Origin of the sequence: Streptomyces lunaelactis, assembly GCF_003054555.1 — a bacterium.
GTDB classification, from domain to species: Bacteria; Actinomycetota; Actinomycetes; order Streptomycetales; family Streptomycetaceae; genus Streptomyces; species Streptomyces lunaelactis.
This window is the reverse complement of sequence record NZ_CP026304.1, coordinates 4,595,730-4,614,291: the sequence shown is the minus strand read 5'-3', so window position 1 is coordinate 4,614,291 and position 18,562 is coordinate 4,595,730. Positions and strand designations below refer to the sequence as shown.

Below are 18,562 nucleotides of genomic sequence, written 5' to 3'. Positions count from 1 at the left end.
TCCTGTTCTGTCTTTGGACGGAGCGGGGAGAACCGCGGCGGCGGGCGACCTTGCTGGGGAGTCCCGCCGCCGCGGCGTTGCTACTGGTTCTTGGCCCACAGGGCGTACTGCTGACGGACGTAGCCGCGCGGGTCGGTGATGCCCTCGGCGTGGTCGATGTCGAGCAGGTGGCGGGCCGCGTCGGTGGCGGCCTCGCATGCATCGCCGAACACCTCCCTGGCCTCGTCCTTGAGGGCGACGCGGTCCAGGACCGCGGCCTTGCGGAGCCAGAACTCCCGCCCGAGCAGGGCGCCGGTGGGACGCCCGACGGAGTGGTAGGCGGTCCATCCGATCTCGCTGGGGATGCACGGCGCGGTGGCGTACGCTTCTTCCGGCGTCGGCCAAGGGAGCGGCTGCGGCGCGGGGTCGGCGTTGTCGGTCGCGTCGCTCATGTCATCGAGCTGCAGGAGCAGTTCCCCGAGTTGGCGGCGGGTGATGTCACGTGCGTACGGCTCGGTCCAGCCCTCGCAGTCCAGCTCTACGGTCACGACCTCGTCGGGGTTGATGTCCATGTCAGTGCTCCTTGGTGGTCTCGACGGTGGGGGTGAGTTCGGGCAGTCCGGCCTTCGCGAGCGCTGCCGGGTCGAAGCCGGGCAGCGCCGCGCGGGTGATGAGTGCGGTGGCGAGGGATTCGGCGTAGGCGGCACCGGAGCGGGCGACCTCGATCTGTGCTCCGGCGCGCAGGGCTTCCACCCGCTCGACGTGCGCGTGCTCCTCACGCCGCTCGGTGGTCCGCCGCTCGTGCGCGAGGCTGTCGCGGCGGTCGGTGCGCCAGTAGCGGGCCGCGAGTCCGTACGCGATGGCGGTGGCCAGGACCCACAGCAGCAGCGGCAGCGAGATGCCGTCGGCGTATCCGGCGACCCCGGCGAGCGCGAGCCCGCCGGACGCGGCGAACGCGGTCCCGGCAATCACACTGTCTCCGGCGCGACCGGCGGATGCGAACGCGCCGGCCGTCGCGGCTCCGGTGGCGAGCACGACAATCAACGCGGCGTTGCCGACGGAGTGTTCGGCGCCGTTCGCGTTCCAGATCCGGCCGAGGATGAGCACGGTGGACGTAGCCACGGCAGGTGCCACTTTGGGGGCGGCAAGGGCGAGCCAGTGGCGGGCGACGATGGGTTCGTTCACGGTCGCTCCTCTACAGGTCGCCGACGGCGCTGATGACGGCCGTGGCCAGTTGGTTGATGGGTCCGGCTGCGCCGGTGGAGGCGAGGAAGAAGCCGAACATCGCGGCGACGAATGCGGCGCCGTAGCCGAGGGTCTTGGAGCGGAGCAGGAAGAACAGGACCAGTCCGAACAGGGCCACGAGGGAGACGGTGACGGCCATGCGCGGAACCTCCTTTCGGGATGTGGGGCGGGGTGGTCAGCGGGTGCCTTCGCGGTAGATCCGCTGGGCGCGGTTGAAGAGCCAGCGGCCGATGCGTATGCGGCGGCCGGTGGCCTTGCAGCGGCGGCAGTCCTTGCCACGCTTGAGCGCTCCCTTGCGGTCGGTCTTCATCTCAAAGCCCCAGCCGTTGCACTTGCGGCAGCGGCCGAAGGGGCTGCCCGCGCACATCGCCGCGTAACAGAGCGTGACGGCGAGTAGGCAGGCGATAGCAGCAGCGATGGGGGTCATCAGGGCCCTCCCAGGCCGGTTTTCGGGGTTTGCGCTGGTGGGGTGCTATGCGCTAGATCGCTGGTGGGGTGCGGTTTGGGGTGCTAGCGGGGGTGCTACCGGTAGCAGGTCAGCCTGCTACCGGTAGCGGCCCTGTGGGGCTAGGCGGAGCCCCGGTTTTCGTCACGCTCCGCGATTGCCTTGGTGAGGTCGGCGCGGACGATGCCGCGCCGGGTGGTGCGGTCCCCGTCGTCGGTCATTCCGGCGATGCCGGTGGTCTTGATGCCGTGCGGCTTGAGGGCGCTGGTGACGTTCTCGCCCTTCCAGCCGCCGTAGACCTCCGGCCGCAGCTCCGCGAGACGGGATGCGATCCGCTCGTTCCACACCCGCTCTTCCGTGGTGGGCACGACGGCAGCGACGTCGGCGAGCAGGTCGTACGACGGACCCGGGGCGGTCTGGGATTCTTCTCCGAGCGCAACCCCGGACAGCGTGCCCTCCGCCTTGCGCAGCGCGTGCGCGCGCTGGGCGATGACGTCGGTGGCGATGTCGTCCAGGTAGGCGGTGCGCACCACTACCGGGAGGCTGGTGGCGCCCTTGAGGATGCCGTTACCGGCGTCGTCCTCGGGCCGGAACTGGGTGGCGCGCACCCCGTTCTTGTACGAGCTGGTGCCCAGGATCATGTCGTTCTCGGTCTGGCCTGCGACCTTGAGGCAGAACCGGATGGAGACGTTGCCGCTGATCCCGGTGGGGAGCGAGTCCTTGTCCGGCCGCTGGGTGGCCAGGATCAGCATCACGCCGAGCGCACGCCCCAGTTTGATGATGAACTCGGCATCCTCGCCTGCCTGCTTGCCGTACTTGGGGTGAGCGAACAGGTTCTGGCACTCGTCGAAGACGGCCACGAGGGGCCACAGCTTCAGTGAGCGAATGTCGGCGATCTGTCGGGTGATGCGCTTGTCCGGGCACAGGTCCCGCGGCAGCTGCTTGATGGCCTTGGCGCGGCGCATGACCTCCTCGCGCAGCAGCTTGAGGGAGTCGGCCGCGTACTTGATCGAGTCGTCATCGATGCCGGAGATGAACCGGTGCGAGACGCATTCGAGGGCGTCCAGGTCGCCGGTGCCCTTGTTCTCGTGCAGCCACAGCTCCACCGACGGATCCAGGGCCGCCCCGCATACGAGCACCCGAACGGCGCTGGTCTTGCCCTGTCCGGGCAGGGAGCCGACGAGCGCGTTGTGCTGGATCATCGGCACCGACTGGTCACGGCCGCGCGGGTCGATGCCGAACGGGTTGCGCTTGAAGATGTCGTGCCGCTTGGCGTTGGCGAGCTGCCACTTGACGATGCCGGTCTTGGACAGGTCCCGGTCGCCGACCCACAGGATCAGGCGTCCCTCGTGCTCATTCGGGTCGGCGTCCGGCCACACGCACCCCAGCGGGCGGCGCAGCCCGGAGGCGAGGCGGGCGCGGCGGTCGGCGACGTCGGCGACCGTGACGCCCAGGGGGAGGTCGATGTCGGCGCGCCAGCCCGGTCCCTCGCGGGTGATCGGGGCGGCGAACCGGATGCCGTCCTGTCCCTTGGCGACCGCGGAGGCGATCTGGCCGATGCCGATGGACGCCATGGCCTTGACCACGATGTCGCTGGTCAGCTTCTGCACCTCGGTCTTGATGACCGCCCGCGTCGCGAGCGGTGCATCGGCCGGCGCACCCAGCATGCCCAGTCCCAGCACGCCGGCCGTGGCGGCGATGACTTGGGTCATCGGCTCCGCTCCGTAGACCAGGAACAGGCCCAGCCCCAGGGCGAACAGGGCACCGAGGATGGCGAGGAGCATGCGCAGGCGTACCCGGCGGTCGCGCTGCTTGGACAGCTTGAGATACAGCTCGGAGTTCTCGCGGCGTGCTTCGGCCTGCCGCAGCGGCTCGCCCTCGGCATCCACGGCCCAACGGCCGATCCGGCCGACCCCGTTGGCCAGGCCGCGCGGGGAGCGCCAGATCAGCTTCGGCACGTACAGCATCGGCACCCGCACTGCGTGGAATGCGACCGTGTGCCCGGCATGCCCGGCCAGCCACTTCATTGCGTCCTTGAACTCTGCGACCGACTTCATCCACACCGGGATGACGTCGAGGCGCTTCGAGCTCTTGATCCGGTCGATCAGACCCGGACCCGACGCGGTCGGCTCGGTGCGGTCGACCAGGGTCGGGCGGGAGTCGTCCGACTGGTCGGGGTCCCAGTCGGCCGACTCGGTCGGCTGCGAGTCGGTACCGGCATCGGGCGACCGGTCGGGCCCGGCGTCGGCCGACCCGCCACGGGCCGACCGCGCCTTGTCCAGGTCGACCACGTGGCCCGCCGGGTCGGCGTCCATCTCGGCTTCCAGCCGGTTGAAGAGTTCGTTCTCGTCATCGGGGTGATTCACTGAACTTCCTTCCAGAGGTGAGGGATGACGGGCCCGGCCGACGCTGTGAGAGGTGAGCGGTCGGGCCCTGTCGTGTACTTACGGCGGCGCGCTGTTCGTCGGGGTAGGCGCAGGTGACGCACATGCCGAGCGAGGTCGGGATGCAGTACCCGGCATCGTTCCGGCAGGCGGGGCACCAGCGGCGGGCGGCCATCGCTCGGTCGAGCGCTGCCCGCCTCGCGGGGGTCATCGGCCGTACCGGCTTGGCGCGGTCGATGCGGTAGAGGTAGGCGACCAGGGCGCCCGACTTGCGGCCGCGGCAGCGGCGCATCACCTGCGCGGCGACCGGCTGCCCGCCGGGCCGTAACCCGTGGGCCCGCAGCTGGCGACGGGTGGCGTAGCCGTCCGGGGCAAACCGCCAGGGGTATGTCGGTATCCCGTACGTCGTGCCGTTGGGGTCGTAGCACTTGCCGAACGTCGGCGACATCAGGCGGCCGCCTCATCCGACTCGTCGTCGTCCACCGGGTGCAGGCGCCTGCCGTCGGCCCGCTCGCCCAGCAACGCATCCCGCAGGATGCGGGAGTTGGCTGCCGAGCAGTGCAGCGTCGTACGGATCGCCTCAGCGTTGATCGCGTCGTCAGCCCAATCGGCGGTGGCCTCGCGGGCCTCGGCCAGCAGCTCAGTCGGGGTTCGCTGTGCCTTCGGCTTGGCCTTTGCCGTGCGCTTGCGCGGCGCCTTGGGCGCCTCATCCTCCGGCGGCACCGGTGTCTTGGGATCGATGGGCGGCAGGTCCTCGCTCGCGGGGCTCAGCTCCCCGAGCTTGAGGAGTACCCGCTCCGGCCGCGGCGTCTTGGAGCGCCAGCGCCGTCCGTGGCGCTCGCGCAGTTCGGCACGAGCGAGCTGCCGCTCACGCTCACGCCCGAGTGCGTCGGAGTAGGAGGTGATCTCCCACAGCGTCATCCGGCGCCACAGCGCAAAGGTGGACAGCGGCGCGAGCAGCCAGCGGGAGCGGCGGATCTTCTCCATCCGCCGACCCGTGACCGCGCCGATCCGCGCGGCATAGACGTGCGCGGCGACCTCGGAGAGGACCACCCACAGCAGCGGCATCGTGCCGTGCGCGAGCTTCGCGGACAGCGAGTGCCCCGCCGCGACGTTCAGCCAGCACGTCACCCCGGTCAGCGCCCACGGCACGAACCGCACCCAGCCCAACGGCATATCGGTGCGGATCAGCAGCAGGAACGCCGCCGTGAACACCGGGATCGCCACGTCGATGCCGACCGGCAGCATCCACGGGGAAGCAAAGCCCCAGCGCGCCCCGGCAGTCGAGACTGCCTCGAACGAGGAAGCCAGCCCCAGACCGCCCACCCCGGCCGCGAACACGGCGACCGCGCCCAACAGCCACAGCTCGGGCCGGGTCAGCGGCGGCACCGCGGGCCGCGTCTCGGTTGCCGTGGTCATGCCGCCAACCCGTTCCGGCGCGGCTGCCGACGGCGGACCTTGGCCCCAGCCAGCGGGGCCACGTTGAATAGCTCTGGGGCGAACGCCTCGATCGCCTCGGCAGCGATCTGGCTCACGCGGTCGGGAAGGTCGGGGTTGTCGGCGAGGATGTCGCGGGCCGCGTCCAGACGGGCCGCCCGCTCCATCTCGCTCTCGCCCTCCACCCCGAGCCACAGCTCAACAGGGGTACCCAGGGCCAGTTCGACGAAATCCGTATCGCTGACGACCTCATGGCCGCCGATGTAGGTACGCATAGAGCTCTCCTGAGTCGGAGGAACAGGGAGAACCGCGGCGGCAGGCGACCTTGCTGGGGAGTCCCGCCGCCGCGGCAGGGGTCTTCGTGCGGGTTCGTGCATCCGGCAGCGGCACGTTCGGCCGCTGAGCCCGTCGGTTTCGAGCAGTGCGCGGATCGGTGTCCGCGCGAGCCGCCTTTTCTGTGGAGGCGGTGGCCATATGGAGTTCTCAAAGATCAGTCGCTTCCGTCGAGTCCGTTTCAGGGACCCTTCGAGCGATGCAGTACCTGTATTACAGGTACTGCATAGGGGTGGCGTCAAGTAGAGCGGCGAAACTTCTCGGGCCTGCGCCGGAACTTCTTGGCGCACCATCAGAATCAGTGCAGGTGGGGGGCGTTGGTCACCCCACCCGTGGACAGCTCAGGTTGATCTGGCTACCGTCAAGAGCTCCCAAGACGTCCCATCGGGGGTGGAGATGTCCAACGAGCGTTTGCGATCAGCTCTCTTGGCGCAGGGCATGACCGTGCAGGATCTGGCTGACGCGATCGACGTCAACCCGAAGACGGTCGAACGCTGGATCACGCAAGGCAAAGTTCCGTACCGACGGCACCAGTACGCCACTGCGTCACTGCTCAAAGTCGACGTGACGACCCTGTGGGACGACTCCCGAGCCGTCGAAAGCGCAACGGACCTGAGCAAGGCCGAGATCGTCACCGTCTACCCGCATCGGCACACGGTGCCGCCCGGCCTCTGGCGCGACATCTACGGGCGGGCCGAAAGGCACCTCGACGTTCTCGTGTATGCCGGTCTGTGGCTGTCGGAAGACCCGCAGTTCATCGACATCTTGAAGGCGAAGGTCCAGGGAAGCGCGCAAGTTCGCATCCTGCTTGGCGATCCGGGCTGTGCCGCGGTCCAGCAACGTGGCATAGACGAGGGGCACGAGATCATGGATGGCAAGATCCGCAACGCGCTCATGAACTACCGGCCGCTCTTCACCAGCCACCCGGACATCGGCTTTCGGCTGCACGATGCGACGCTCTACAACTCGTTGTTCCGGGCGGATGACGAGATGCTGGTGAACACCCACGTCTACGGCATCGGCGCGTTCATGGCTCCCGTGCTCCACCTGCGGCGGCTCCCTGGGGGAGGGCTCTTCGACACGTATGCGAATAGCATCGAGCAGACCTGGGGAGGCGCGCGCCAGATCAGTGACCACGACATCACGGGAGCCTGAACATGGGACGCATCGATTACCTCCACGACCCTGACGCCCCGCCGGCCAACTCCGTTGTGCCGTCCGTCGTGGCTTTCATGCAGAACGATGCGGGGCAGGTCCTGATGATCCAGCGCTCAGACAACGGGCGGTGGGCGCTTCCCGGTGGCGGTCACGACGTTGGCGAGTCCATCAGCGACACCGTGGTGCGCGAGGTCTGGGAAGAGACCGGCATCAAGGCTGAAGTCATCGACATGTCCGGGATCTACACCGACCCCGGCCACGTGATGCTGTACGACGATGGCGAGGCCCGGCAGCAGTTCAGCATCTGTTTCCGCGCCCGGCCGATCGGCGGTGAGATCCGAACAAGCAATGAGACGACGCAGGTCCGCTGGGTCGACCCAGCGGACCTGTCGGAGTATGACGTTCACGCGACCATGCGACTCCGGATCGAGCACGCCATAGATCGGACGCGGACGGCGCCCTACATCGGTTGACGGTCAGCGGTTGGCGAGTCGTTCGAGTACGCGCGCTGTGCTCGCCAGGATCTCCGGCTCGGCGCGGCGGATGAACGTGCCGATCAGGCTGTCTGGCCCGTAGCGCCCGGCGATCTCGTTTACGCGATCCAGTGGATTTGTCGGGGTGCCATCTGGCGTGGTGTTCATGTCGCAGTAGCAGAGCGCGTCATTGAGGTGAGGATGCTCGCGAGGGAACTCGCTCTCCAACTCCTCGCGGAGCCCGCGCGCTTCCGCTTCCATCCACGCGCATGAGTGATGCGCCACCAGGCGTACAACCCGCTCGTCTGCTCCAGCGACGTCGCGCAGGTAGCGGGCTCCGTCGAGCGGGTGGAAACCGGTTTTGGCGAGGTCTGGCGAATAACCGATGTCATGGAGCACCGCGGCCGTCTCCATCAGTTCAGCGTCCGCGCCAAGGATCGGGGCAATCGTTCGCGCCCGCTCCGCAACACCCAACGAGTGCTTCCACCTCCGGGGCAGCGGTTCAGCAAGCAGCGATTCGGCGAGAGGGTAAGCCCACTCAATCAGTCCCGTGGTGCTCAACTAGGAACGCTCCTCTCCACTCGGCAGAGCCCGCACCTTCCGAACTTTGCCCTGCCCGCCCTCGGACAGCAGCCCGGCAGCTTCCAACTTGTCGAGAGCCTTGCCCACGGTCGGGCGCGAGACTCCGAACCTCGCGCTCAACACAGACGCACTCGGGAACTCTGCCCCTACGTCAAACCTTTCAGTTCTGATCAAGTCGGCGATCCTCTCGTCCAACGGTCGGCGGTCCAGACCCTCCCTGACCACTTGCCACCTGCCGCCAGGCCGTGGCTCTGCGAACCCATCCTTTTGAAGCGCTGCGAAGGTCCGGAGCGCGACTCCACGAGACACCCCGTGCTCCTGCATGAGCTCCGCTGCTGACGGGAGCTCCGTCATATTCGGATCAGCCTCAATCCGCGCCTTCACCGCGTCAGCGATCTTCAAGAAGGTCCCCCGAGGGCTGGCCTCTTGCGACACACGCTCTCCCTCTCGTTGTGCCGTCGTCTCAGTCAAGGCTCCCATGCTCAACTTCATGTGATGGTGTCCCAGCTGTCCGACTGTCCGGTTAAGGCGCTGACCTGGATAAACGGACCGGACAGCGGAGGTAGGTGCTGTCCGGGCTGTCCGGTTACGGAGCGCATCGGGTTGTCGGCCAGTGCGGGCGGCACCATCGAGGACGGCGGGGCAGGCGCCACCCTGTGCGCCCGCTGTCAGGACTGCGGGGCTCTGTGGACCCGAGCAAGGCATCATCGCCGCGGCGTAGCGGACTCAGGGCGTCGGCTCGCCCCACGTCTCCGGGCCGCCACCCCGCCACTCGATCAGCTCCGGATCGTCGATCGCAGTGTCAGCCTCTGGCAGATCCGCACGGCGCAGGAACTCCAGCAGGTCGAACAGGTTGGAGGCCACGCCCACAGCCTCACCGCGGATCGTCACCCGCCTGCCGCCGTCCGGCGACACCGGATGCACGATCACGGGCGCGTCCTCGGCCATGGTCCCAGCGTCCATCCGTACGAGGCCGGACGCATCCGGACCGTCACGGGATATCGGTGTCGGACGGCTCCGCTGCGTACCTCCCCGGCTCGCCACCCACCCAGTCGATCAACTTCGAGCCACCGAGGACCAGCTCGTCCGGATCCGGCACACCAGCCCGGCGGAGGAACTCGATCACGTCAGCGTCCGACCGGGCGAGGCCGAGGATCCGCTCATCCCCCTCGACACGGACAGTGACCCGCCGCCCGCCCGACGGGGATATCCGGTGCACGACGATCGGGGCGTGTTCCATACCTTCAGGCTGCGCCGGGGCCCCGATCACAGCACTCCGAGCGCCGTATCCGGCCGACAGAACGCGCAGGCCTCGACACCCTCCTCCGTCATCGCCCTGCGCGCCTGCTCCTGGCTCACCGGCTTCCTGTGCTTGGCCATGCCGCAGTCCCCGACGTGGACCTCCAGCGGCTTGCGGTCACCGCCGATCCCGAACGACACGCACCAGCCCGGATCGACGGGCGGCCGGGTGCGCGCTGCGCGGGCTGCTGCCGCCTCGCGCTGCTCCTCCTGCGCGATCCACCGGTCGGTCTGCTGGAGCTGCTGCTCCTGGACACGACGAAGGAACCGGAGCAGCTCCAGACGCGGCACATTTTCGGACACATATTCGATTCTAGATCCGGGCCCGATAACAGAGAGCCCCCGACCTTCAGAGAGGCGGGGGCTCACCGAAGAGCACCTAGACCCAATGCCACTGACTTAACAGGGCTAGCGAGTCGATGACCTGCAACGATGCCGCGATCGGCATGCCCTGAAAGCCCGCAAAGTTCATTGCCGCCGCGCCAGCGGTGGCAATGGCATGGATCAGTCGGAAAGCGACGAGATCGTCGGGCGTGCCCGCACCGGCTTCGACGGTGATCGCGTCCTTGCGGACCGCCGTGCGAATTGTCCGCAGCCACTGCTCCCATTCCTGGGAGCTTTGCGGCTGATGGGTCGGGCTGACCGTGGGCAGGGCTGGGCCCCGGCTGTCACGCCGGGTGAGCGCCGGGTTCCACGGCTCCGGTGTGTGGTGCGGGGTCGCAGGGGCGGGAAGGTGCTGGTCAGCCGGGGTTCGGGAGAGCCTGGAGCCGGTCAAGGGCGTCTGTGATCACACCGGTCCAGAACCAGTGCGCCGCGAGGCGGAGGATGCGGCGACGTCCGGTGGTGACGAGTTGGGCGGCCGTGGAGAACAGCCGCAGTCGTAGGCGGCGGGGCTCCCACCGGCGGGCTTGGCCGGTCAGCGCACGGTTCTTCCAGCGCCATGGCCAGACGCTTGACGACTGGGACGTTCACCTGTTCTGCCGAACCTATGCTGCGCCGTCCTGTGATCCGATCCATCATGAATCGACATGACTAAATCCACACAGCAGGGGTGACCTTGTGAGAATTTCGAGAATTCGAGCGAATCGAGATCTCAGTGTCAGGTCAAAAGAAGGCAAAGTTATTGGGAAGTTGTCAGCCATTCATGCACTCTATGAGAGCGACATAGCAGGTATTTTGCAGGTTCGCCTCGACCTAGAGGACGAGGACGAGGAGCTCATTGTTCCTGCCGTGAAAGCTGAATTCACCGATGACGAGATTCAGCTGCCGTACACAGTTCAAAGGATTGCCAAGGGCCCGAGAGTTCCTCCAGGAACTGTCCTTACTACCGGTGAAACGAAATCTGTCATCCAACACTACAGCGAGTCGGGACTGGCCATCGCGGACCGGCACCGTGCGCAAGGGAGGAGAGGCAGTCGCACGGAAGACAATGCCCTCCCAATCGGCATTTTGAACCTTCCTCCACGGGTTCTTCTAAGGCCAAGTTATGTGGAAGAAGACCTTGATGTCGATAACCTCCCTCCCCGCCTTCCCATCCGGCCGGGATACGCCGATGAGGATGAAGTCTGATGCCCGCAGAAGCGAGTCAAAATGACAAAAAGTCCAGCGAAGAAGGCGCTCTGCAAGCCGCGAACGACAGGATTCGCGACGCCGCAAAGTGGCTGATCGCCAGCTCGGCAGCTGTGGGTGCAGCCCTTAGCCTCAATGCCGGTGACTTTGCGGGCTTTCAGGGCATGCCGATCGCGGCTGGGACACCCTTGGATAGCGTGTCCGGGGCGTGGTCGGGTCTAGGTGCAATGCCACTGACTTAACAGGGCTAGCGAGTCGATGACCTGCAACGATGCTGTCCGACTGTCCGGTTAAGGCGCTGACCTGGAGAAACGGACCGGACAGCTGAAAAATGGGCGCTGTCCGGGCTGTCCGGTTACGAAGCGCACCAGGTTGTCGCGACCCGCCGGGGGCGTGGCATGCTGCCCGATCACGTACTGAACAGCCCAGGGGGGCAATGCACACCCGCACCACAAGTACCACCCTCGTTGTCACTGCGATTCTGGCGCTCGCCGCTTGTACAACAGGAGGCGGAACGGAGAAGGCCGCCGCTACGGCCAGCCCCAGCGCCAGCCAGCCGCTGGAGAGTCAGGACAAGGCAAGCAACGCCATCGCACTCGAGAAGGCCGTCCGCTCCTTACGTCACCGCCCTCTACCAGCCAGACGCAAAGACTGCGCGCGGGTTGCTGTCGGAGCGCTGCGGGGCAATTGCCGACAAGCGCCTGTTCAGCAACATCGTGGAAGGCTACGCAGAAGACTTCGGACATCTCTCTGTGAAGACCTTCGCCGTCGACCAGATGTCGAGCGGTGAAGCGCGCGTCTCCTACACGGTGGGCCTCCCCAACCGTGACATCACAGACGAGCGCTGGACTCGGGAGAGCGGAAAGTGGCTGAACGACGGCTGCTTGACCTGACCTGCTGCTCTGACCTGGAGAAACGAGCCGGACAGCGGAAAGGGGCACTGTCCGGGCTGTCCGGTCACAGACGGCTGCAACACGCGCGCATGTTGCAGCCCGTCGGCGAAGCCGACCCTGGAAGTCGTAGGAGCCGGAGGCGACTTCCTTCTCAAAGTGCCGCTCCACTCCGCACCACTTAAGCACCACTCACCGCGGTCAACCACGGTCAACGTCGGCGAGCCCGGGCGCCTGAATTCACCATCACCTGAGGGCGTCTGTGCAGGTCAGGCCCACTTCTTAGCAACATCATTCTCAGGATTCCCAAGCTCAGAGCGCGGGTTCGATTCCCGTCACCCGCTCCATAGAAAAGCCCCAGGCCAGCGACCTGGGGCTTGTTTATTGTCTAGACCTCTAACGGCTCTTGCCGGGATTGACCTGCGCCACACCCGCGCCCCCGTGCTGTGCGGGCTGCTGTCTTGTGCCACCCCAGCCTAAGTGCACAGATGCTCAGCAGCCGATCGACGGGCCCCCGTACGGGCAGGCCGATTCGCTTGGACCATCGGATCGTTGATCGGATGTGTCGCTGACTCACGCGCATAGGCGATCGACGGCACGTGGGAGCGGGTAACCCCTACGGTCGGACGTCCGGGCCCACGGCGCGGAACGTGCGGCGGTATGCCTGGGGAGCGACGCCGATGGCGGCGTGGAGGTGCTGGCGCAGCGAGGTTCCGCTGCCGAGGCCCGCGCGGTCGGCCACTGTGTCGATCGGCCAGTCGGTGGTCTCCAGCAGGTGCCGCGCCCGCTCGATCCGCTGCCGCACGAGCCACTGACCGGGGCTCGCGCCGACTTCGTCACGGAAGCGGCGGGTGAAGGTACGTACGCTGACCTTGGCGTGGGCGGCCATGTCGGCCAGCGTTACAGGTTCGGCGAGCCGCTCCAGGACCCAGGACCGGGTGGGGGCGGTGCCGCTGTCGGTGGGGGCAGGTACGGGCCGCCGGATGTACTGTGCCTGACCGCCGTCGCGCCAGGGCGGGACGACGCAGGCGCGCGCCACTTCGTTGGCGACCTCGCTGCCGTGGTCGCGTCGGACGATGTGAAGGCACAGGTCGACGCCGGCGGCCACGCCGGCCGAGGTCAGGACGTCGCCGTCGTCGACGAACAGCACGTCGGGGTCGACTCGGACCTGGGTGAACATCCGCTGCAGCCGCTCGGCCTCGCGCCAGTGCGTGGTGGCCGGACGGTGATCGAGGAGACCTGCGGCGGCCAGAACGTAGGTGCCGGTGCAGATCGCCACCATCCGGGTACCGGGGCGCACGGCGGCCAGAGCCTTCCGCAGCTTGTCCGGGAGGCGGCCTTCCTCTCGGATCGGCCCCAGGCTGTGGGAGGGCGGGATGACCACCGTGTCGACGGTGGCCAGCACGGACGCATCGTGTGCGACGGAGAGTTCGTAGTCGGCCTCTGCCCGTACCGGACGGCCGTCCAGGCTGCAGGTGGTCACGGAGTAGAGGGCGTTCCCCGTCAGGTCGCGGGCCGCTCCGAAGATACGGGCGGGGATGCCCAGTTCGAAGGGTACGACCCCGTCGAGGGCCAGAACTCCGATGCGGTGCATGACCCGATCCTTTCAGATGTTGACCATCGGGCCACTACCTGGGCCTTCCCGTGCCCGGCAGCCTTGGACTGTGCCCAGATGAACCGGCATGAACCATCTGATCCCACTCCTGTGAAGGCCATCACCATGACCCACGAAGCGCCCTTGAAGATGCGGGCCATCAGCCAGGACCGGCCCGGTGGCCCGGAGGTACTCAAGGTCGTCGAGACCGAGAGGCCCAGTCCCGGCCCGACCGAGATCCTGGTCCGCGTCCACGCGGCCGGAGTCAACCCGACGGACTGGAAGACCCGGTCCCGGGGCGTGTTCTCCACGGGGGCCAAGACCCCGTTCACCCTGGGTTTCGACGTCTCCGGTGTCGTCGAGGCCGTCGGGCTCGGCGTCACCGTCTTCCAGCCCGGTGATCAAGTGTTCGGGATGCCGCGGTTCCCGCACCCCGCCGGCGCCTACGCCGAGTACGTCACTGCCCCGGCCCGGCACTTCGTCCACCGCCCCGAACACCTGGACCACGTCCAGGCGGCGGCCATTCCGCTGGCCGCCCTCACCGCTTGGCAGGCCCTGGTCGACACCGCCGACATCCAGCCCGGCCAGTGCGTACTGATCCACGCCGCAGCCGGCGGGGTCGGCCATCTCGCTGTGCAGATCGCGAAGTCACGCGGCGCGCACGTCATCGGCACCGCGCGCGAGGCCAAGCACGCGTTCCTGCGCGGTCTCGGAACCGACGAACTCGTCGACTACACCCGCCAGGACTTCGCGGAGGTCGTGCGCGACGTCGACATCGTCCTCGACACCATCGGCGGCGCCTACTGGGCCCGCTCCCTGCGCACCCTGCGGCCCGGCGGCACGCTGGTCTCGATCCTGCCGCTGGACGCGACGTTCCCCGCCGAACAGGCCCGAGCGGCCGGAGTGCGCGCCGTGTTCCTGCTCGTCGAGCCCGACCAGGCCGGACTGCGTCAGATCGCGTCCCTGGTCGACAGCGGCCGGCTGAAGGTCGAAGTCGAGGCGGTGCTTCCCCTGGAGGACGTGGCCAGGGCCCACGCGCTCGGAGAAACCGGTCGCACCACAGGAAAGATCGTCCTGACCGTGGCGTGACGCCGAGTCCCGCCATCGCCCGTTCGCCTTCATCTTTATCGAACGCATCCCATCGCAACGCATCGCAACGCAGAGAACGGATTACCCGCCATGAGCAGCACCACCGACGCCTCGACCGCGACCCGCGAGGTCGTCGACACCTTCTTCGCGCGGTTCGGTTCCGGCGATATGAACGGTGTTCTCGACCTGTTCGCCGGTGACGTGTCCTTCCACGTCGGAGGAGCCGACAACGTGCCCTGGGCCGGTTCGCGCAACTCGAGGGACGAGATCGCCGCCTTCTTCGCGACGTTCCCCGCGGTACTGACGCCCCCACAGGAGTACGTCATCCACACGACCGTGGTCGAGGGCGCGGAAGCCATCGTCATCGGCCACAACCGCTTCGGCGTCCTGGCCACTGGCAAGACCTTCACGAACCACTTCGCACTGCACTTCACCGTGGCCGACGGAAAGATCCGCAACTACCGCATGTACGAGGACAGCCACGCCATCGGCGCCGCCTTCACCCACTGACAGTGATGATGTTCGTGGTGATGCCACTGGCGGGTCTGACCCACCCACTGACTGACGTCTCGACTGTCCTGTTTGGGATTTGTCGGCTCGCCAGGTGTCGCTATGCACGCGGCCGGACGGGCGTTTGTGACTTCATAGGAGCTTGGTCCAGAAGCCCCGTCACTGTCTTGTCCACCCGCCCGACCGGCGCGTGCCGCCCTCGGCTCGGACAAGCGGCAAGGACGGACATGACCAGCATGACGCACGATGGCCCGGAGATCGCCGACGGAGTCGACACCCATGGCTTGACCCATCACGCCGCGGTGATCGATCCTGTCGGCCGGGCCGCCCACGCACTCGCCTCGGCCGGCGCCGAGATCGTGACGGGTGACCTGGACGACAGGGCGTCACTCGATGCCGCCGTCAAGGGTGCTTACGGCGTCTTCAGCGTGCAGCAGGGCGGGCTCGGGGTGCAACCGGTCGGCTTCGAGGATGAGGTCCGGCGGGGCAGGAGCGTGACAGATGCGGCGCTGGCCGGAGGAGTGGAGCACCTGGTCTACACGTCGGTCGCGGGCGCCGAACGCAGCGCCGGGGTCCGCGCCTTCGAGAGCAAGTGGGAGATCGAAGAGCGTATCCGCGCGATCGGCATCCCGGCGACGATCCTGCGGCCGGCCTCGTTCATGGAGAACGTCGCGGACCCGGCCTTCGGCCTCCAAACCGGGCAGTTGGCGACCGCGTTCGCCCCGGACGTGGCCGAGCAGCTGATCGCGGTGGAGGACATCGGCACCTTCGTCGCGCTCGCGTTCGGCGACCCGACGCAGTATCTGGGCAAGGCCCGTCGCGATCGCCGGAGATGCCCTCACACCCTCCCAGACGGCCGCGGTCCTCACCCGGGCAACGGGCCGTCACATCCCCTGCGTCCACATACCGGTCGAGGCTGTCCGTGCGGAGAGCGGGGACTTTGCCGAGTTCTTCGATCTGGTCGGCCAGGTGAGGATCGGGCTGAAGAACACCTCCGAATTCGTCTTCGCCGACGGTCAGACGCTTCACGGCCGCGCGCAGGGCCGGACTGGGAGTGTGGCGATAGGTGTACGTCGTGGCGTGGCGGATGCGCTCAACCTGGCCGGTTGCCGTGAGGCTGCCCAGTTCTGGTGGCAGTTCGCAGCGGGCGCCGGAAACCCCACCGCCGCCTACTGCCTCTACCTGCTACATCTGGGCCGTGGCGAGCGCCGCGACGCTGAACACTGGGCCGACCAGGCAGCCAACCTCGACTCCGGCGTCGATGTCCTGCAGGCCGGCTGAAAGCAGGCGAACTGCAGGGCCCCGTCAGGGTCGATCCGACGGGAATTGCCCAGGTGAGCGGACTAGTTCGAAGCACATTTCGACACCGGAGGTTAAGGAACAGCTTGCATCCTTGGGGACGTACGACCGGCCATCGCCCGGCCCCCGTGGGACCACCGGTGACGTTCTTCAGGTGCTGCTATTCGGCCTTGCCGAAGTCCCGGATCTCCTGGGCCTGCTGCGGTGAGAGTTCGCGGGGAGCGTCGCCACGGGCGAGTTTCGCGCTTTGGACGTGGTGGCGGATGTCGTCGACGATCTCGGGGTTGGCCAGGGTGGTGACGTCGCCGACGTCGGCGAAATTAGAGATCCCGGCGATCACCCGGCGCATGATCTTCCCCGAGCGGGTCTTGGGCATGTCGGGGACGATCCACACGTTCCGCGGCCGGGCGATCTTCCCGATCTCCCGCTCGATGGCGGCGGCCACCTTCTGTTCGATCTCCGGGCTGGAGGCGAGGCCGGGGTTGAGGGCGACGTACATCTCCACGGCCCGGCCACGCAGTTCGTCCATCACCGGGACGGCGGCGGCCTCGGCCACCTCCTCGACGGTGAGGGTCGCCGATTCGAGCTCCTTGGTGCCGAGCCGGTGGCCGGCGACGTTGATCACGTCGTCGATCCGGCCGAGGATCCGGAAGTAGCCGTCGGCCGCCTGGACGGCGCCGTCCCCGCACAGGAACGGCCAGTCGCGCCAGTCCGTGCTGTCCGGGTCCTTGCAGTAGCGGCGGTAGTAGATGTCCACGAAACGGTCGGGCTGGCCCCAGACGGTCTGCAGGACGCCGGGCCACGGGTTGCGGATGCAGATGTTGCCGGCCTTGCCGCTGCCGCCCTCGACGACGTTGCCGTCCTCGTCGTAGATCACCGGATAGATCCCCAGCACCCCCGGGCCGCAGCTGCCGGGCTTCATCGGCTGCAGGGCGGGCAGCGTGCTGCCGAGGAAGCCGCCGGTCTCGGTCATCCACCAGGTGTCGACGACGGCTGCCTCGCCCTTGCCGACCTCGTCGTGGTACCAGCGCCACACCTCCGGCTCGATGGGTTCGCCCACCGTGGTCATGTGCTTGAGGTGGTAGTCGTACCTCGAGGGCTCGTGCGGGCCGACCTTGCGCAGCATCCGGATGGTGGTGGGTGCGGTGTGGAAGATGTTCACCCCGAGCCGTTCGGCGATGCGCCAGCAGCGGCCGGCGTCCGGGTAGGTGGGCACGCCCTCGTACAGCACGCTGGTCGTGCCGAGCAGCAGCGGGCCGTAGACGATGTACGAGTGCCCGGTGATCCATCCGATGTCGGCGGCGCACCAGTAGGTGTCCTCGGGGTGGATGTCCTGGTAGTACTTCGAAGTGCCGGCGACGTAGGCGAGGTAGCCGCCGGTGGAGTGCTGGCAGCCCTTGGGGCGGCCGGTGGTGCCGCTGGTGTACATCAGGAACAGCGGCGCCTCGGCGGGCATCGAGACGGGCTCGATGCTGTGGCCGCCGTAGTCGGCCAGGATCTCGTCGACGAAGAAGTCGCGGCCTTCGACCATGGGGCTCTTCGACGCGTACTGGCCGGGGTGGCGACGCCAGACCAGCACCTTGTCGACCTCCTGGCCGAGCTTGCGGGCGGCTGCCACCGCCTCGTCCGCCTTGGCCTTGTGGTCGACCAGGGTGCCGCCGCGGTAGTAGCCGTCCATGGTCACCAGGACCCGGCTGCCGGAGTCGGCGATCCGGTCGCCGCAGGCCGTGCCGCTGAACCCGCCGAACACCTCGGAGTGGATGGCGCCCAGCCGGGCGCAGGCCAGCATGGAGACCGGCAGCTCCGGGACCATCGGCAGGTGGAAGGTGACCCGGTCGCCGGTGTCCACGCCGCCGAAGCCGCGCAGGAGGGCGGCGAATTCGTTGACCCGCCTGTACAGCTCCTGGTAGGTGATCGCCCGGGTGTCCTGCTCCTCTGGCTCGGGCACACAGATGAAGGCGGCCTTGTTCCGGCTGGTGGCCAGGTGCCGGTCGACGCAGTTGTAGCAGCCGTTCAGGCGGCCGCCGACGAACCACTTCCAGAACGGCGGTCGGCTGGATTCCAGCGTTGTGTGCCAGTACGTGTCCCAGGTGAGCAGGTCGGCGTACTCCCTGAAGCACTCGGGGAAGTGCTCCTCGCCGAACCGCTCGATGATGGCCGGGTCGCCCGCGTTCGCCTGGGCGACGAACTTGGCCGACGGCCGGTAGTAATCCTCTTCGCGCCAGTGGACGGCGATCTGTGCCTCGGAGAGCTGCGGCTGTGGTTCTGCTGCCATG

The 18,562-nt window shown here is 67.6% G+C and carries 22 protein-coding genes and 3 pseudogenes; 8 read left to right on the top strand and 17 right to left on the bottom strand.

Features of this window, described 5'->3' with window-relative positions:
- Positions 1 to 80: 80 nt before the first annotated feature.
- The 8 genes and pseudogenes from SLUN_RS21280 to SLUN_RS21245 all read right to left on the bottom strand — a co-directional run bounded on the left by SLUN_RS21280 (position 81) and on the right by SLUN_RS21245 (position 5,765).
- A complete protein-coding gene (locus SLUN_RS21280) occupies positions 81 to 551 on the bottom strand; it encodes a hypothetical protein (protein ID WP_108150645.1) in 471 nt (156 codons plus the stop codon).
- A 1-nt stretch (position 552) separates the two neighbouring features.
- Positions 553 to 1,164: a hypothetical protein gene (locus SLUN_RS21275; RefSeq protein ID WP_108150643.1), complete on the bottom strand. Its 612-nt coding sequence runs from the start codon at positions 1,162 to 1,164 to the stop codon at positions 553 to 555.
- A 10-nt stretch (positions 1,165 to 1,174) separates the two neighbouring features.
- Entirely contained in the window at positions 1,175 to 1,363 is a 189-nt protein-coding gene (locus SLUN_RS21270) for a hypothetical protein (RefSeq protein WP_108150641.1), read from the bottom strand.
- A gap of 36 nt (positions 1,364 to 1,399) precedes the next feature.
- On the bottom strand, positions 1,400 to 1,651 hold the full coding sequence (locus SLUN_RS21265; RefSeq protein ID WP_108150640.1) for a hypothetical protein: 252 nt from the start codon (positions 1,649 to 1,651) through the stop codon (positions 1,400 to 1,402).
- A gap of 140 nt (positions 1,652 to 1,791) precedes the next feature.
- On the bottom strand, positions 1,792 to 4,035 hold the full coding sequence (locus tag SLUN_RS21260) for an FtsK/SpoIIIE domain-containing protein (RefSeq protein ID WP_108150638.1): 2,244 nt from the start codon (positions 4,033 to 4,035) through the stop codon (positions 1,792 to 1,794).
- Positions 4,036 to 4,117: 82 nt separating this feature from the next.
- Positions 4,118 to 4,501, bottom strand: a pseudogene (locus SLUN_RS21255) (RRQRL motif-containing zinc-binding protein); the annotation flags it as partial.
- Positions 4,501 to 5,472, bottom strand: coding sequence for a DUF2637 domain-containing protein (locus SLUN_RS21250; protein WP_108150636.1), 972 nt, complete (start codon positions 5,470 to 5,472; stop codon positions 4,501 to 4,503). The gene SLUN_RS21250 and the pseudogene SLUN_RS21255, both read right to left, overlap by 1 nt.
- Positions 5,469 to 5,765 carry a hypothetical protein gene (locus SLUN_RS21245; protein WP_108150635.1) on the bottom strand — a complete coding sequence of 99 codons (297 nt, stop codon included), beginning with the start codon at positions 5,763 to 5,765 and terminating at the stop codon, positions 5,469 to 5,471. The genes SLUN_RS21250 and SLUN_RS21245 overlap by 4 nt, the downstream gene beginning before the upstream one ends.
- Positions 5,766 to 6,219: 454 nt before the next feature.
- On the opposite strand from SLUN_RS21245, the gene SLUN_RS21240 reads away from it, so the two are divergent.
- Both SLUN_RS21240 and SLUN_RS21235 read left to right on the top strand, forming a co-directional pair.
- The gene (locus SLUN_RS21240) at positions 6,220 to 6,978 is read left to right on the top strand and encodes a helix-turn-helix domain-containing protein (RefSeq protein WP_108150633.1); all 759 of its coding nucleotides are present in this window, start codon (positions 6,220 to 6,222) and stop codon (positions 6,976 to 6,978) included.
- A gap of 2 nt (positions 6,979 to 6,980) precedes the next feature.
- Positions 6,981 to 7,454, top strand: coding sequence for an NUDIX domain-containing protein (locus SLUN_RS21235; RefSeq protein ID WP_108150632.1), 474 nt, complete (start codon positions 6,981 to 6,983; stop codon positions 7,452 to 7,454).
- Here the strand turns inward: SLUN_RS21235 and SLUN_RS21230 are convergent.
- The 7 genes and pseudogenes from SLUN_RS21230 to SLUN_RS21200 all read right to left on the bottom strand — a co-directional run.
- A pseudogene (locus tag SLUN_RS21230) lies at positions 7,442 to 8,015 on the bottom strand (HD domain-containing protein). The gene SLUN_RS21235 and the pseudogene SLUN_RS21230 overlap by 13 nt on opposite strands.
- Positions 8,016 to 8,507, bottom strand: a complete 492-nt coding sequence (locus tag SLUN_RS21225; RefSeq protein ID WP_254710004.1) for a GntR family transcriptional regulator — start codon at positions 8,505 to 8,507, stop codon at positions 8,016 to 8,018.
- A 255-nt stretch (positions 8,508 to 8,762) separates the two neighbouring features.
- Positions 8,763 to 8,984, bottom strand: coding sequence for a hypothetical protein (locus tag SLUN_RS21220; protein WP_108150626.1), 222 nt, complete (start codon positions 8,982 to 8,984; stop codon positions 8,763 to 8,765).
- Between the two features lie 43 nt (positions 8,985 to 9,027).
- Positions 9,028 to 9,276 (bottom strand): hypothetical protein, encoded by a 249-nt coding sequence (locus SLUN_RS21215; RefSeq protein WP_108154866.1) that lies wholly within the window; start codon positions 9,274 to 9,276, stop codon positions 9,028 to 9,030.
- A 26-nt stretch (positions 9,277 to 9,302) separates the two neighbouring features.
- Positions 9,303 to 9,638 carry a DUF6233 domain-containing protein gene (locus tag SLUN_RS21210; protein ID WP_108150624.1) on the bottom strand — a complete coding sequence of 112 codons (336 nt, stop codon included), beginning with the start codon at positions 9,636 to 9,638 and terminating at the stop codon, positions 9,303 to 9,305.
- 76 nt (positions 9,639 to 9,714) lie between these two features.
- Positions 9,715 to 10,110, bottom strand: coding sequence for a hypothetical protein (locus SLUN_RS21205; RefSeq protein WP_108150622.1), 396 nt, complete (start codon positions 10,108 to 10,110; stop codon positions 9,715 to 9,717).
- Positions 10,076 to 10,258: pseudogene (locus SLUN_RS21200) on the bottom strand (transposase); the annotation flags it as partial. The pseudogene SLUN_RS21200 and the gene SLUN_RS21205, both read right to left, overlap by 35 nt.
- 136 nt (positions 10,259 to 10,394) lie before the next feature.
- Between SLUN_RS21200 and SLUN_RS39530 the strand changes: the two are divergent.
- Complete coding sequence (locus tag SLUN_RS39530; protein WP_159100298.1) at positions 10,395 to 10,904, top strand: hypothetical protein; 510 nt, start codon at positions 10,395 to 10,397, stop codon at positions 10,902 to 10,904.
- A gap of 662 nt (positions 10,905 to 11,566) precedes the next feature.
- Entirely contained in the window at positions 11,567 to 11,797 is a 231-nt protein-coding gene (locus SLUN_RS21195; RefSeq protein WP_108150620.1) for a hypothetical protein, read from the top strand.
- A gap of 613 nt (positions 11,798 to 12,410) precedes the next feature.
- Here SLUN_RS21195 and SLUN_RS21190 read toward each other — a convergent pair.
- On the bottom strand, positions 12,411 to 13,388 hold the full coding sequence (locus SLUN_RS21190) for a GlxA family transcriptional regulator (protein WP_108150618.1): 978 nt from the start codon (positions 13,386 to 13,388) through the stop codon (positions 12,411 to 12,413).
- A gap of 126 nt (positions 13,389 to 13,514) precedes the next feature.
- Between SLUN_RS21190 and SLUN_RS21185 the strand changes: the two genes are divergently transcribed.
- From SLUN_RS21185 to SLUN_RS40055, 4 genes are all read left to right on the top strand, one after another.
- Positions 13,515 to 14,477, top strand: coding sequence for an NADP-dependent oxidoreductase (locus tag SLUN_RS21185; RefSeq protein WP_108154865.1), 963 nt, complete (start codon positions 13,515 to 13,517; stop codon positions 14,475 to 14,477).
- A gap of 90 nt (positions 14,478 to 14,567) precedes the next feature.
- Positions 14,568 to 14,987, top strand: a complete 420-nt coding sequence (locus SLUN_RS21180) for a nuclear transport factor 2 family protein (protein WP_108150616.1) — start codon at positions 14,568 to 14,570, stop codon at positions 14,985 to 14,987.
- Between the two features lie 227 nt (positions 14,988 to 15,214).
- A complete protein-coding gene (locus SLUN_RS21175) occupies positions 15,215 to 16,102 on the top strand; it encodes an NmrA family NAD(P)-binding protein (protein WP_217505314.1) in 888 nt (295 codons plus the stop codon).
- A complete protein-coding gene (locus SLUN_RS40055) occupies positions 16,068 to 16,268 on the top strand; it encodes a hypothetical protein (protein ID WP_170146524.1) in 201 nt (66 codons plus the stop codon). Before SLUN_RS21175 ends, SLUN_RS40055 begins: the two co-directional genes overlap by 35 nt.
- Positions 16,269 to 16,446: 178 nt before the next feature.
- On the opposite strand, the gene acs is transcribed toward SLUN_RS40055, so the two are convergent.
- Positions 16,447 to 18,561 carry an acetate--CoA ligase gene (acs, locus tag SLUN_RS21170; RefSeq protein WP_108150614.1) on the bottom strand — a complete coding sequence of 705 codons (2,115 nt, stop codon included), beginning with the start codon at positions 18,559 to 18,561 and terminating at the stop codon, positions 16,447 to 16,449.
- Between the last annotated feature and the right edge of the window lies 1 nt (position 18,562).